The organism is Enterobacter sp. AN-K1 (assembly GCF_020971765.1).
GTDB classification, from domain to species: Bacteria; Pseudomonadota; Gammaproteobacteria; order Enterobacterales; family Enterobacteriaceae; genus Enterobacter; species Enterobacter hormaechei_C.
The window spans coordinates 105,339-118,379 of the sequence record NZ_CP087390.1 but is presented as its reverse complement, the minus strand read 5'-3'; the positions used below and the strand labels follow the sequence as shown (position 1 = coordinate 118,379).

General features: G+C 49.7%; 11 protein-coding genes and 2 tRNA genes. 7 read left to right on the top strand and 6 right to left on the bottom strand.

Features of this window, described 5'->3' with window-relative positions; all coding sequences use genetic code 11:
• Positions 1-12: 12 nt before the first annotated feature.
• From LOC22_RS00600 to LOC22_RS00585, 4 genes are all read right to left on the bottom strand, one after another.
• Positions 13-97: transfer RNA gene (locus LOC22_RS00600), tRNA-Tyr, on the bottom strand.
• A 34-nt stretch (positions 98-131) separates the two neighbouring features.
• A tRNA-Tyr gene (locus LOC22_RS00595) sits at positions 132-216 on the bottom strand.
• Positions 217-373: 157 nt separating this feature from the next.
• Positions 374-1,216 (bottom strand): formyltetrahydrofolate deformylase, encoded by an 843-nt coding sequence (purU, locus tag LOC22_RS00590; protein WP_003856715.1) that lies wholly within the window; start codon positions 1,214-1,216, stop codon positions 374-376.
• Positions 1,217-1,257: 41 nt separating this feature from the next.
• Positions 1,258-1,722 (bottom strand): YchJ family protein, encoded by a 465-nt coding sequence (locus tag LOC22_RS00585; protein ID WP_023303849.1) that lies wholly within the window; start codon positions 1,720-1,722, stop codon positions 1,258-1,260.
• Positions 1,723-1,835: 113 nt separating this feature from the next.
• Here LOC22_RS00585 and rssA point away from each other — a divergent pair, with 113 nt between their 5' ends.
• The 3 genes from rssA (at position 1,836) to galU (ending at position 4,946) form a co-directional block, all read left to right on the top strand.
• Positions 1,836-2,738: a patatin-like phospholipase RssA gene (gene rssA, locus LOC22_RS00580; protein WP_045339903.1), complete on the top strand. Its 903-nt coding sequence runs from the start codon at positions 1,836-1,838 to the stop codon at positions 2,736-2,738.
• Positions 2,739-2,827: 89 nt separating this feature from the next.
• Positions 2,828-3,841 carry a two-component system response regulator RssB gene (gene rssB / locus LOC22_RS00575; protein WP_003856721.1) on the top strand — a complete coding sequence of 338 codons (1,014 nt, stop codon included), beginning with the start codon at positions 2,828-2,830 and terminating at the stop codon, positions 3,839-3,841.
• Positions 3,842-4,040: 199 nt separating this feature from the next.
• Positions 4,041-4,946, top strand: coding sequence for a UTP--glucose-1-phosphate uridylyltransferase GalU (gene galU, locus LOC22_RS00570; RefSeq protein WP_003856723.1), 906 nt, complete (start codon positions 4,041-4,043; stop codon positions 4,944-4,946).
• A gap of 202 nt (positions 4,947-5,148) precedes the next feature.
• On the opposite strand, the gene hns is transcribed toward galU, so the two are convergent.
• On the bottom strand, positions 5,149-5,562 hold the full coding sequence (hns, locus tag LOC22_RS00565; protein WP_003856724.1) for a histone-like nucleoid-structuring protein H-NS: 414 nt from the start codon (positions 5,560-5,562) through the stop codon (positions 5,149-5,151).
• A gap of 320 nt (positions 5,563-5,882) precedes the next feature.
• On the opposite strand from hns, the gene LOC22_RS00560 reads away from it, so the two are divergent.
• Complete coding sequence (locus tag LOC22_RS00560; RefSeq protein ID WP_123912598.1) at positions 5,883-6,071, top strand: hypothetical protein; 189 nt, start codon at positions 5,883-5,885, stop codon at positions 6,069-6,071.
• 41 nt (positions 6,072-6,112) lie between these two features.
• Positions 6,113-6,727, top strand: a complete 615-nt coding sequence (gene tdk / locus LOC22_RS00555) for a thymidine kinase (protein WP_003856726.1) — start codon at positions 6,113-6,115, stop codon at positions 6,725-6,727.
• A 69-nt stretch (positions 6,728-6,796) separates the two neighbouring features.
• On the opposite strand, the gene adhE is transcribed toward tdk, so the two are convergent.
• A complete protein-coding gene (gene adhE / locus LOC22_RS00550) occupies positions 6,797-9,478 on the bottom strand; it encodes a bifunctional acetaldehyde-CoA/alcohol dehydrogenase (RefSeq protein ID WP_032103375.1) in 2,682 nt (893 codons plus the stop codon).
• Positions 9,479-9,958: 480 nt separating this feature from the next.
• On the opposite strand from adhE, the gene LOC22_RS00545 reads away from it, so the two are divergent.
• Together LOC22_RS00545 and oppA are read left to right on the top strand one after the other, a co-directional pair.
• Complete coding sequence (locus LOC22_RS00545; RefSeq protein ID WP_017384236.1) at positions 9,959-10,606, top strand: YchE family NAAT transporter; 648 nt, start codon at positions 9,959-9,961, stop codon at positions 10,604-10,606.
• A 770-nt stretch (positions 10,607-11,376) separates the two neighbouring features.
• Positions 11,377-13,008, top strand: a complete 1,632-nt coding sequence (oppA, locus tag LOC22_RS00540; protein ID WP_017693312.1) for an oligopeptide ABC transporter substrate-binding protein OppA — start codon at positions 11,377-11,379, stop codon at positions 13,006-13,008.
• Positions 13,009-13,041: the final 33 nt, after the last annotated feature.

The following is a 13,041-nucleotide window of genomic DNA, read 5'->3' as shown; positions in this document are numbered from 1 at the left end:
ATCTGGAAGTGATGGTGGTGGGGGAAGGATTCGAACCTTCGAAGTCGATGACGGCAGATTTACAGTCTGCTCCCTTTGGCCGCTCGGGAACCCCACCAGGGGTAATTCATATTTTGAGGTAAAGCTGGAGATGGTGGTGGGGGAAGGATTCGAACCTTCGAAGTCGATGACGGCAGATTTACAGTCTGCTCCCTTTGGCCGCTCGGGAACCCCACCACGGGGTAATGCTTTTAACTGGCCTGCTTCCTGTTGGAAGCGGGGCGCATCATATCAAATGAGACGCCCCTGTAAAGCATTCCTTTAGGAAAATGAAGCTGTTTGCCTGCTTTTTATCCGTAAAGGCGTAAAGCTAATCAATTCATTTTCCGAGGGATTAAAGAATAATCGTTCTGTTGCCGTACACAAAGACGCGCTGAGCAAGTACCTGATACAGCGCACGGCTCAGTACGTTCTTCTCAACGTCACGGCCAGCACGCATCATATCTTCTGCCGTATAGGTGTGATCCACGTGGATCACGTCCTGCATGATGATTGGACCTTCGTCCAGATTGTCATTCACGTAGTGCGCGGTTGCGCCAATGATCTTCACCCCACGCTCGTATGCCTGGTGATACGGACGCGCGCCAATAAAGGCTGGCAGGAAGGAGTGGTGGATGTTGATAATCTTGTTCGGGAAGCGCGCCACAAAGGATGGCGTCAGCACGCGCATATATTTCGCCAGCACCACGTAGTCCGGGTTATGCGCTTCAATCGCAGCTGCCATCAGGTTGTCGTGCTCTTCACGGGTATGGCCTTCGTGACTGACCAGTTCAAACGGAATGTCGAAACGTTCTACCAGCGTACGCAGCGTCTCGTGGTTGCCAATGACGGCGGCAATTTCGACGTCCAGGCCACCGTAGTTGGCTTTCATCAGCAGATCGCCCAGGCAGTGCGCCTCTTTGGTGACCAGAATGACAATGCGGCGACGGCCCGCCGGGTTCAGCTCGCGCACCGAGCCTTCCGGCAGGGCGCTGTCCAGATCGGCAAGCAGGGTTGTGTCGTTGAAAATGCCTTCCAGTTCGGTACGCATAAAGAAGCGACCGGTACGGTGGTCAACGAACTCGTTGTTCTGCACGATATTCAGTTCATGCTTGTAGCAAATGTTGGTAATTCGTGCGATCAGCCCTTTTTGATCGGGACAGATAGTGCGCAGAACTTTACGTTGTAATGATTGCATCGCCGGGAAATCCTGTTTATGTATTTGCGAAGTCTGAGTTGTCAGGCATTACTGCCGCAACACTTTTTAAATTTTTTTCCTGAACCACAGGGGCAGGGATCGTTACGACCGAATTGCGGACGTGTGCCGTCAATATAATACCATTGCCCGCTGTCCTTTAAGAACCGTGAGCGTTCAATGATGGCGCCGGGTTTGTTTTGTTCGCTAAAGCGGGCGACAAAACTGACATAGCCCTCGTTGGCATCGCGGCCGGGAGCGGCTTCAAAGACGGTGAGGCCCAGCCAGACGGTGTTGGCAAATCCGGCTTCAATCTCTTGGCGAAAATCGGCAGCATGGCAGGACGGATGCCAGGTTTTAATCAGGTAGTCTGCGTTTTTGATCACAAAAGCAGTATACCGCGAGCGCATAAGGTGTGACGGGTCTGGTGCAACCTGCTCGCCAGAAAGATATCGCTGGCAACATAGGCTATACTCCAGAGCGCTACCACAGGGGCAGAGTTGAGACACGATTCTCTTCCTGGAACAAAAAATAAGGCGTTAAACGCTTAAGGTAGCAATATGTTAACTGAGCAGGTGCGTTGACGCTATGTCGGGAATCCAGGGGAAGTAAAACAGGGCTAATGAGAAAGGTAAAAATTGGACTGGCGTTGGGCTCAGGTGCAGCCCGGGGTTGGTCACATATTGGCGTTATCAATACCTTAAACCAGATGGGGATTGACGTTGATATTGTCGCAGGATGTTCAATCGGGTCGCTGGTCGGATCCGCGTACGCCTGCGGTAAGCTCCCGGAGCTTGAAAGCTGGGTGCGCTCCTTCAGTTACTGGGATGTGCTGCGCCTGATGGATCTCTCCTGGCAGCGTGGCGGCCTGCTGCGCGGCGAACGCGTGTTCAATCAGTTTCGTAAGATAATGCCCCTCGCTGACTTCAGCCACTGCCAAATGCCTTTCGGTGCCGTTGCAACCAACCTCAGTACGGGCAGGGAGTTATGGCTCACTGAAGGGGATATTCATCTTGCCGTTCGCGCATCCTGTAGCATGCCGGGCTTAATGGCGCCTGTGCCTCACAACGGCTACTGGCTCGTTGATGGGGGCGTAGTGAATCCTGTACCCATCTCTCTGACCCGCGCCATGGGGGCGGATATCGTTATTGCCGTGGATTTACAGCACGACGCACACCTTATGCAGCAAGATTTGATGCCGGTTAATCTTCAGAGCGATGATGCGGAAGAAGAGAAACTTGCCTGGCATGCGCGATTACGCGGCAGAATAGAGCGCCTGACCGCCCGTCGCGCGGTGACCGCGCCGAACGCCATTGAAATCATGACGACCTCTATTCAGATCCTTGAGAATCGCCTGAAGCGAAACCGTATGGCTGGCGATCCTCCGGATATTCTTATTCAACCCTATTGTCCACAAATCTCTACCCTTGATTTCCACCGGGCTGAGGCCGCCATAGCAGCGGGCTCGTTAGCCGTCGAAAAGAAAATAGATGAACTGTTGCCTTTTGTGCGTACAGCACGTTGAGCACTTTTTTGATTACTTCAGCAAAATCTGACAGGCGATAGTACCAATAGCATGCCACTATTGAGTAACTGTCAGCCAGGGGAGGAACCATGACACAGCCATTGGCCGGAAAACATATTTTGATAGTAGAAGACGAGCCCGTTTTCCGATCGCTACTGGATTCGTGGTTATCCTCACTGGGTGCAACCACGTCCCTTGCCGAAGATGGCGTCGAGGCACTGGAAAAAATGGCCAGCATGGCGCCTGATCTGATGATCTGCGACCTTGAGATGCCGCGCATGGACGGATTAATGCTGGTGGAAAACCTGCGTAATGAAGGTTATCAGACACCGATACTGGTGATCTCGGCAACCGAAAATATGGCGGATATTGCTAAGGCGTTGCGTTTAGGTGTGCAGGATATTCTGCTCAAACCGGTTAAAGATTTGAACCGTCTGCGTGAAACGGTGTTGGCCTGCCTGTATCCCAATATGTTTAATTCCCGGGTGGAAGAAGAAGAACGTCTTTTCCAGGACTGGGATGCTTTAGTCAGTAATCCGCTCGCGGCCGCGAAGCTGCTTCAGGAACTTCAGCCGCCGGTGCAGCAAAATATCTCTCATTGCAGAGTAAATTATCGCCAGCTGGTAGCGGCTGACCAGCCTGGACTGGTGCTGGATATTGCGCCGCTATCAGATTCCGACCTCGCTTTTTATTGCCTGGATGTTACCCGGGCGGGAGATAACGGCGTTCTGGCGGCCTTATTACTCCGTGCGCTGTTTAATGGATTGCTACAGGAACAATTATCCCATCAGGGGCAACGACTTCCTGAGTTAGGCAGTTTACTAAAACAGGTCAACCAACTTTTTCGCCAGGCCAATTTGCCGGGGCAGTTCCCGCTTCTGGTTGGCTATTATCACAGCGGGTTGAATAACCTTATTCTGGTCTCTGCGGGTTTAAATGCCACGCTGAATACTGGCGAACACCATATTCAGGTGAGTAACGGCGTGCCGTTGGGTACGCTGGGAAATACTTACCTTAATCAAATTAGCCATCGCTGCACCTCCTGGCAGTGCCAAATTTGGGGTGCCGGAGGGCGGTTACGCTTAATGTTGTCCACGGAGTAAGCAGTCAGATTTTATTTTTCAGATTGCTTTACCTGTGTTTTTGCTGGCAGTGCTACTATCGCTGCAAGTTTCATGCGTATTTGTCTTAATTGATCGGCAACGCGTTCTTTTCAGACCCGTATTAGTGGCTGAGACTGTATACTCAACGCGTTATTCAATGCATAAAAGTTCAAAACTTGAACAGTTCAGGAGAATTTCAATGGCTGCCCTTAATTCGAAAGTCAGAAAGGCCGTTATCCCGGTGGCGGGATTGGGTACCAGGATGTTGCCAGCGACGAAGGCAATCCCAAAAGAGATGCTGCCTCTGGTTGATAAGCCATTAATCCAGTATGTCGTGAATGAATGTATTGCAGCAGGTATCACCGAAATTGTGCTGGTGACGCATTCATCTAAAAACTCTATCGAAAACCATTTCGATACCAGTTTCGAACTCGAAGCAATGCTGGAAAAACGCGTTAAGCGCCAGTTGCTGGAGGAAGTGCAGTCTATTTGCCCTCCACACGTTACCATTATGCAGGTTCGTCAGGGCCTGGCGAAAGGCCTGGGGCACGCAGTATTGTGTGCACACCCGGTAGTGGGTGATGAGCCGGTCGCGGTTATTCTGCCTGACGTGATTCTTGATGAGTACGAGTCCGATCTTTCCCAGGAAAACCTGGCGGAAATGATTAAACGCTTCGACGAAACCGGCAGCAGCCAGATTATGGTTGAGCCAGTCGACGACGTGACCGCTTACGGCGTGGTTGACTGCAAAGGCGTTGACCTGCAACCTGGCGAAAGCGTACCGATGGTTGGCGTTGTTGAAAAACCTAAAGCGGACGTCGCGCCGTCTAACCTTGCTGTCGTTGGTCGTTACGTCCTGAGCGCTGAAATTTGGGCTCTGCTGGCGAAAACGCCTCCGGGTGCGGGCGATGAAATCCAGCTGACGGATGCTATCGATATGCTGATCGAGAAAGAGACCGTGGAAGCCTACCATATGAAAGGTAAGAGCCATGACTGCGGGAATAAGCTCGGTTATATGCAGGCATTCGTCGAATATGGTATTCGCCATAACAGCCTGGGTGAAGAATTTAAAGCCTGGCTCAAAGGTAGCGTGGGTATTAAGTAATAAACTCACAGCCCAGTGAACAAGACCGGTGGAGCGATGTCCACCGGTTTTTTTATGCCTGTCGCTCCGTAATAGGCGGGGGATTGTCAAGGACGTTAAATAGGGAGCCTCACAATATGACAGAATGTAAGGAGATGTTCGGGCGAATATTACAGGCATAAAAAATCCCGCATTAAGCGGGATTTTTCAGAATCTTTCCAGATTAATCCTTGATCAGGAAGTCATCCAGTTGTTTACCTTGTTCGTCCATTGCTTTCTTGATTACAGCAGGAGTACGGCCCTGGCCGGTCCAGGTTTTCTCTTCGCCGTTCTCATCGATGTAGCTATATTTAGCAGGACGTGCCGCGCGTTTTGCTTTGGTACCGGTTTTAGCCGCAGCCATGCTGTTCAGCAATTCGTTTGGATCGATACCATCGGCAATCAGCATTTCACGATACTGTTGCAGTTTACGTGTACGTTCTTCGATTTCAGCCGCAGCAGCGCTTTCTTCTTCACGACGTTCGTTAACTACAACTTCTAATTTTTCGAGCATTTCTTCAAGCGTCTCAAGGGTACATTCTCTTGCCTGCGCACGAAGAGTACGGATGTTGTTCAGAATTTTAAGTGCTTCGCTCATTGTAGTAATCTCAAACTTATAATGGGGGTGGGTTTGTTGTCCTAATAATAGAGCCTTAATTTCACTTGTGCAATAGGTGGGAATGTAAGGAATTCAAAAAATACAAAATAAACGACGCTATTATTAATTACGCTAACTTAAATTTCATTGTTTGTTGGGTCTGTGAGATATCGTTTCAAACGGCAAAAGCGCGTCATTTGCGTGTATGTTTTGTGACTTTTACCTCAGGAATTATAGTTGCGATTGATAAATATCAGCCTTTTGTATTACCCCGAGTAAGCGCAGCGAAGACAAGAATAGTTAATAAATAGTGAATTTTAATGAACGAAGAAGACACTATAAAAAGAAGTGTTATCTCTGGTTGCGGACTCACCTTATTGTCAGTGTTTAATGCCTTTACTGCCTGTTTTAACGCATTATTTTGCGCCATTCGCGAAGGATTTACTGATGCATGGCAGGCTGGAGAGCGCAGCCCGCCGCTGATGACGGTACAAAATATGGTACAATGATCCATCGGGAATATTACACATTGATTAGGGTTCTTCGGCCAATGGCACAACTTTATTTCTACTATTCGGCAATGAATGCAGGGAAATCGACGGCGTTACTGCAATCCTCATACAATTATCAGGAGCGGGGGATGCGTACCGTTGTTTATACCGCCGAAATCGACGATCGCTTTGGGGCAGGGAAGGTAAGCTCAAGAATAGGGCTCTCGTCGCCTGCAAGGCTGTTTAACCCTGAAACGGACCTGCTGGAGGACATTCGTGCCGAGCATGCCTCTAAGCCTGTCCATTGCGTGCTGGTAGATGAAAGCCAGTTCCTGACCCGTGAGCAGGTTCATGCGCTTTCAGAGGTCGTTGATGAGCTGGATATTCCCGTTCTTTGCTATGGATTACGTACCGATTTTCGTGGGGAGTTATTTGCCGGCAGTCAGTATCTGCTCGCCTGGTCGGATAAGCTGGTTGAGCTGAAAACGATCTGCTTTTGTGGCCGCAAGGCAAGTATGGTTCTTCGCCTGGACCAGTCGGGTAAACCCTATGCTGATGGCGAGCAGGTGGTGATAGGAGGCAATGAACGTTATGTCTCGGTCTGCCGCAAGCATTATAAAGAGGCGCTGGCTGTAGGCTCGCTGACGGCGTTACAGGGCGACAATCGAAAATAATAAGAATGTTTCACGTATCCTCAGATATAAAAAAACCCGCCAGCGGCGGGTTTTTTGTCACACTGTCAATCAAGCGTTTTTCTTCGCTTTCTTGTCAGCCTTTACAACTGCGGGGATTTCAACTTTTACGGCAGCGACATCGCTTTCAGTGAAATTACGACCGTAATAAGTATCCAGCAGGATCTGTTTCAGTTCGGAAATCAGTGGGTAGCGCGGGTTAGCACCAGTACACTGGTCATCGAATGCATCTTCAGACAGCTTATCTACGTGAGCGAGGAAGTCAGCTTCCTGAACGCCTGCTTCGCGGATAGATTTAGGAATACCCAGTTCAGCCTTCAGGCTCTCCAGCCATGCCAGCAGTTTCTCGATCTTCGCGGCAGTACGGTCGCCCGGTGCGCTCAGACCCAGGTGATCTGCGATTTCAGCATAACGACGGCGCGCCTGTGGGCGGTCGTACTGGCTGAATGCAGTCTGCTTGGTTGGGTTGTCGTTGGCGTTATAGCGGATAACGTTGCTGATCAACAGGGCGTTCGCCAGACCGTGAGGAATGTGGAACTGTGAACCTAGCTTGTGCGCCATGGAGTGACAGACACCCAGGAAGGCGTTAGCAAACGCAATGCCCGCGATGGTTGCCGCACTGTGTACACGTTCACGCGCAACAGGGTTTTTCGAACCTTCGTTGTAAGAAGCTGGCAGGTTTTCTTTCAGCAGTTTCAGCGCCTGCAAAGCCTGACCGTCAGAGAACTCAGAAGCCAGTACGGAAACGTAAGCTTCCAGAGCGTGAGTTACCGCATCCAGACCACCGAACGCACACAGTGATTTCGGCATTTCCATGACCAGGTTGGCGTCAACGATAGCCATATCTGGCGTCAGTGCGTAGTCAGCCAGCGGGTATTTCTGACCGGTTGCGTCATCAGTCACAACGGCAAATGGCGTCACTTCTGAACCAGTACCGGAAGTGGTGGTGACGGCGATCATTTTCGCTTTCACGCCCATTTTCGGGAACTTGTAGATACGTTTACGGATATCCATAAAGCGCAGCGCCAGTTCTTCGAAGTGAGTTTCCGGATGCTCGTACATCACCCACATAATTTTCGCGGCGTCCATTGGGGAACCGCCACCCAGTGCGATGATCACATCAGGTTTGAAGGAGTTCGCCAGTTCAGCGCCTTTACGTACAACGCTCAGGGTTGGGTCAGCTTCAACTTCAAAGAAGACTTCAGTTTCGACGCCAGCCGCTTTCAGAACAGAGGTGATCTGGTCTGCATAGCCATTGTTGAACAGGAAACGGTCGGTCACGATGAGCGCACGTTTGTGGCCATCAGTAATCACTTCATCCAGCGCGATTGGCAGAGAGCCGCGGCGGAAGTAGATAGATTTCGGAAGTTTGTGCCACAACATGTTTTCAGCTCGCTTAGCAACGGTTTTCTTGTTGATCAGGTGTTTTGGACCAACGTTTTCAGAGATGGAGTTACCACCCCAGGAACCACAACCCAGAGTCAGGGAAGGTGCGAGTTTGAAGTTGTACAGGTCACCGATACCACCCTGAGAAGCAGGGGTGTTGATCAGGATACGTGCCGTCTTCATCTTCTGACCGAAGTAAGCAACACGCTCAGGCTGGTTATCCTGGTCGGTGTACAGGCAAGAGGTGTGGCCGATACCGCCCATCGCCACCAGCTTCTCTGCTTTATCTACCGCGTCATCGAAATCTTTCGCACGGTACATTGCCAGCGTCGGGGAGAGTTTCTCGTGAGCAAACGGCTCACTTTCATCAACGACTTTCACTTCACCAATCAGAATCTTGGTGGTAGCAGGGACGCTAAAGCCAGCGAGCTCAGCGATTTTATACGCAGGCTGACCTACGATAGCCGCGTTCAGCGCACCATTTTTCAGAATCACGTCCTGAACGGCTTTCAGTTCTTTACCTTGCAACAGGTAGCCGCCGTGGCTGGCGAAACGTTCACGAACGGCGTCGTATACCGAATCAACCACGACAACAGACTGTTCAGATGCACAGATAACGCCGTTATCGAAGGTTTTAGACATCAGCACAGAGGCAACAGCACGCTTGATATCAGCCGTTTCGTCGATCACCACAGGGGTATTACCTGCGCCTACGCCGATGGCTGGTTTACCGGAGCTGTACGCAGCTTTAACCATACCAGGACCACCGGTCGCCAGAATCAGGTTAATGTCCGGGTGATGCATCAGGGCGTTGGACAGTTCAACAGAAGGTTGGTCGATCCAGCCGATGAGATCTTTTGGCGCACCCGCCGCAATGGCAGCCTGAAGCACGATATCTGCTGCTTTGTTGGTGGCGTCCTTCGCACGTGGATGCGGGGAGAAAATGATTGCGTTACGTGTCTTCAGACTGATGAGAGATTTGAAGATGGCGGTAGAGGTTGGGTTAGTGGTTGGAACGATACCGCAAATGATGCCGATCGGTTCTGCGATGGTGATGGTGCCGAAAGTATCGTCTTCTGACAGCACACCGCAGGTTTTCTCATCTTTATAGGCGTTGTAGATATACTCTGAAGCAAAGTGGTTTTTGATCACTTTATCTTCAACGATACCCATGCCGGATTCGGCAACGGCCATTTTAGCGAGAGGGATTCGAGCATCAGCAGCAGCCAGAGCGGCCGCGCGGAAGATTTTATCAACCTGTTCTTGGGTGAAATTGGCATATTCACGCTGGGCTTTTTTTACGCGCTCGACGAGGGCGTTCAGTTCAGCGATATTGGTAACAGCCATAATGCTCTCCTGATAATGTTTAAACTCTTTTAGTAAACCAGCGCTCGATACGTCTGACAGTATAGTCAGAGCCGATCCCACTTGCGTAACACACAGTAAAACAAAGGATTACTCACTGCTCCAGCTCACTAATTTACTAAAAGAGCCTTACCTTAGCATCATACCTTTTTGATAGGTGATCTCCCTGGCGGCGTAACCAAGATTACTCACTTCTGAGTACGAAAATTATGATCGAGATCAATTTTGTCCTAAGCTGATACCTTTCAGCAGGGTTATTTTGTGCTAATTATTCTACTGTTAAATAATTAAGTAACTATTGGAAGCAGCGATATCATTGATTACACAAATGTTTAACATCATGAATTGATAACGTTTAAGAACAGATTTCTGGTGAAGTATGCGGCTAAAAAGCGTATCTTCAGCGCGGATTTATCATGACACGCAGTTTCTCCCTGGCCATGCTCAATTGCGGAGCTTAATGTGATTCAAACGCTCTTTGATTTCCCTACATATTTCAAGTTTTTTATCGGCTTGTTTGCTCTGGTTAACCCGGTAGGGATCATCCCTGTCTTCATTAGTATGACCAGCTATCAGACGGCTGCGGCACGAAATAAAACCAACCTGACGGCAAACCTGTCGGTGGCGATCATCCTACTTACGTCTCTTTATCTCGGGGACGCCATTCTTCAGGTCTTCGGCATCTCGATTGATTCGTTCCGAATAGCAGGCGGGATCCTGGTGGTGACGATTGCCATGTCGATGATCAGCGGCAAGCTGGGGGAGGATAAACAGAACAAGCAGGAAAAATCAGAGACAGCTATCCGCGAGAGCATCGGGGTCGTGCCACTGGCACTGCCGCTGATGGCGGGCCCGGGGGCGATCAGTTCCACTATTGTCTGGGGAACGCGCTACCACAGCCTGATGCACCTGATTGGCTTTTCCGTCGCTATTGCGCTGTTCGCGCTGTGCTGCTGGGGTGTATTTCGTATGGCGCCATGGCTGGTTCGCTTGCTGGGACAAACGGGCATCAACGTGATTACCCGTATCATGGGTCTGTTGTTAATGGCGTTGGGCATCGAATTTATCGTTACCGGTATTAAAAGTATATTCCCCGGGTTAGTACACTGACTTTCATTTGAAAGAGCGGAGCCAGCGGCTCCGTTTTTTTTACGTGATTATCTGCAAATCATATAAATAAAGTTGAAATAGGCGCCAGTCATAATAAGTTCTACTAATAATCCTCTTCTGTTGTTTTTCAAGGGGTTGTTTATTTTCATTTCCCCTTGCCGCGCATAAATCCCTCAAACCCTCTGTTATTTTACTCACATGATACTCTGGGGCTTGCTGACAGATAACCGAAATGATATTAGTAATTTCGACGCTGACTCAGACGAATGTGCTAAATAATAATCAATTGTTAAATTATCGTGAAAAATCGTTCAGCCAAGCTTTGTCGTCGCGTTTGTAGCAACAAAATTTCTTATCTGTATGAATTACATCTCTTTTTGTTGATTTCGGCGTAAGCCAGGGTTGGCACCACAGTTATGCCAGCCATCGTAAAAGAGAAATGCTTAACAAATTTGCAAAATGTATTGGCGAGAGTTGGCACCATTTGGTACTTTCCGGCCTTATATTTTGCAGCATTAAACAAGTTGATGAGAACTATTTTCATATAGCCCTCACATAAGATATCCAACGCATCTCTCTGACAGGGGAGAGGTGTAAAGAATCGACGCAAGACCGCCGTACGAGCGGTCAGTAATAATGAAGTCGGTGATAGCAAGAAGTAAAAAAAGAACCTGACAGTAGCAAAAAAAACTCCTGCGCTGTACAGGCCCCAACAGGGGATTACACAACTGGCGAAGGCCGGTCATTATAATGAGTGGAGTATCAACACAATGTCCATCATCACAAAAAAAAATCTGGTAGCGGCGGGGATTTTAACTGCGCTAATCGCGGGCAACGCTGCAATGGCTGCGGACGTTCCTGCTGGTGTTCAGCTGGCTGAGAAGCAAACGCTGGTACGTAATAACGGTGCGGAAGTGCAGTCTCTTGATCCGCACAAAATTGAAGGTGTTCCAGAGTCTAACGTTAACCGCGATCTGTTTGAAGGTCTGCTGGTGACTGACGTAGACGGCCACCCGGCTCCGGGCGTGGCGGAAAAATGGGACAACAAAGATTTTAAAGTCTGGACCTTCCATCTGCGTAAAGATGCGAAATGGTCTGACGGTACGCCGGTTACCGCCGAAGATTTCGTCTATAGCTGGCAGCGTCTGGCGGATCCGAATACCGCCTCCCCGTATGCGAGTTACCTCCAGTATGGCCATATTGCCAATATCGATGACATCATCACGGGTAAAAAGCCAGTTACCGACCTGGGCGTAAAAGCCATCGATGCCAACACCTTTGAAGTGACGTTGAGCGAACCTGTTCCGTACTTCTATAAGCTGCTGGTTCACCCGTCCGTCTCCCCGGTACCAAAATCCGCAGTAGAAAAATTTGGTGAAAAATGGACGCAGCCTGCGAATATCGTGACCAACGGTGCATATAAGCTGAAGGACTGGGTCGTTAACGAACGTATGGTGCTGGAGCGCAACCCGCAGTATTGGGATAATGCGAAGACCGTTATCAATCAGGTCACCTACCTGCCAATCTCTTCTGAAGTGACGGACGTAAACCGCTACCGCAGCGGTGAAATCGACATGACCTATAACAATATGCCGATTGAACTGTTCCAGAAGCTGAAAAAAGAGATCCCTAAAGAAGTTCACGTCGATCCGTATCTGTGCACCTACTATTACGAAATTAACAACCAGAAAGCACCGTTCACCGACGTACGTGTTCGTACCGCACTGAAGCTGGCTCTGGATCGCGACATTATCGTGAATAAAGTGAAGAATCAGGGCGACCTGCCGGCTTACAGCTACACCCCGCCTTACACCGACGGTATGAAGCTGGTTGAACCTGAATGGTTCAAATGGTCCCAGGAAAAACGTAACGAAGAAGCGAAAAAACTGCTGGCTGAAGCTGGCTATACCGCCGACAAGCCGCTGACCTTTAGCCTGTTGTACAACACCTCCGATCTGCATAAAAAGCTGGCTATTGCCGTCGCGTCAATCTGGAAGAAAAACCTCGGCGTGAACGTGAAGCTGGAAAACCAGGAATGGAAAACCTTCCTCGATACGCGCCACCAGGGAACCTTTGACGTGGCACGTGCAGGATGGTGTGCGGACTATAACGAACCGACCTCATTCCTGAACACCATGCTGAGCGACAGTTCGAACAACACCGCACACTATAAGAGCCCGGCGTTTGATAAGCTGATTGGCGAAACCCTGAAGGTGGCAGATGACGCCCAGCGCGCCGATCTGTACGCAAAATCAGAACAACAGCTCGATAAAGACTCTGCGATCGTTCCGGTTTACTACTACGTTAACGCCCGCCTGGTGAAACCATGGGTAGGGGGTTATACCGGTAAAGACCCGTTGGATAATATTTCCGTTAAGAATCTTTATATTATCAAGCATTAATGGCAATACGTGGGGCGAGCGAGCTTGCCCCAC

Excerpts from the sequence above, each read along its gene's own strand:
- purU (WP_003856715.1), bottom strand. The coding sequence starts at position 1,216 with ATGCAATCATTACAACGTAAAGTTCTGCGCACTATCTGTCCCGATCAA.
- rssA (WP_045339903.1), top strand. The coding sequence starts at position 1,836 with ATGAGAAAGGTAAAAATTGGACTGGCGTTGGGCTCAGGTGCAGCCCGG.
- rssB (WP_003856721.1), top strand. The coding sequence starts at position 2,828 with ATGACACAGCCATTGGCCGGAAAACATATTTTGATAGTAGAAGACGAG.
- galU (WP_003856723.1), top strand. The coding sequence starts at position 4,041 with ATGGCTGCCCTTAATTCGAAAGTCAGAAAGGCCGTTATCCCGGTGGCG.
- hns (WP_003856724.1), bottom strand. The coding sequence starts at position 5,562 with ATGAGCGAAGCACTTAAAATTCTGAACAACATCCGTACTCTTCGTGCG.
- LOC22_RS00560 (WP_123912598.1), top strand. The coding sequence starts at position 5,883 with ATGAACGAAGAAGACACTATAAAAAGAAGTGTTATCTCTGGTTGCGGA.
- tdk (WP_003856726.1), top strand. The coding sequence starts at position 6,113 with ATGGCACAACTTTATTTCTACTATTCGGCAATGAATGCAGGGAAATCG.
- adhE (WP_032103375.1), bottom strand. The coding sequence starts at position 9,478 with ATGGCTGTTACCAATATCGCTGAACTGAACGCCCTCGTCGAGCGCGTA.
- oppA (WP_017693312.1), top strand. The coding sequence starts at position 11,377 with ATGTCCATCATCACAAAAAAAAATCTGGTAGCGGCGGGGATTTTAACT.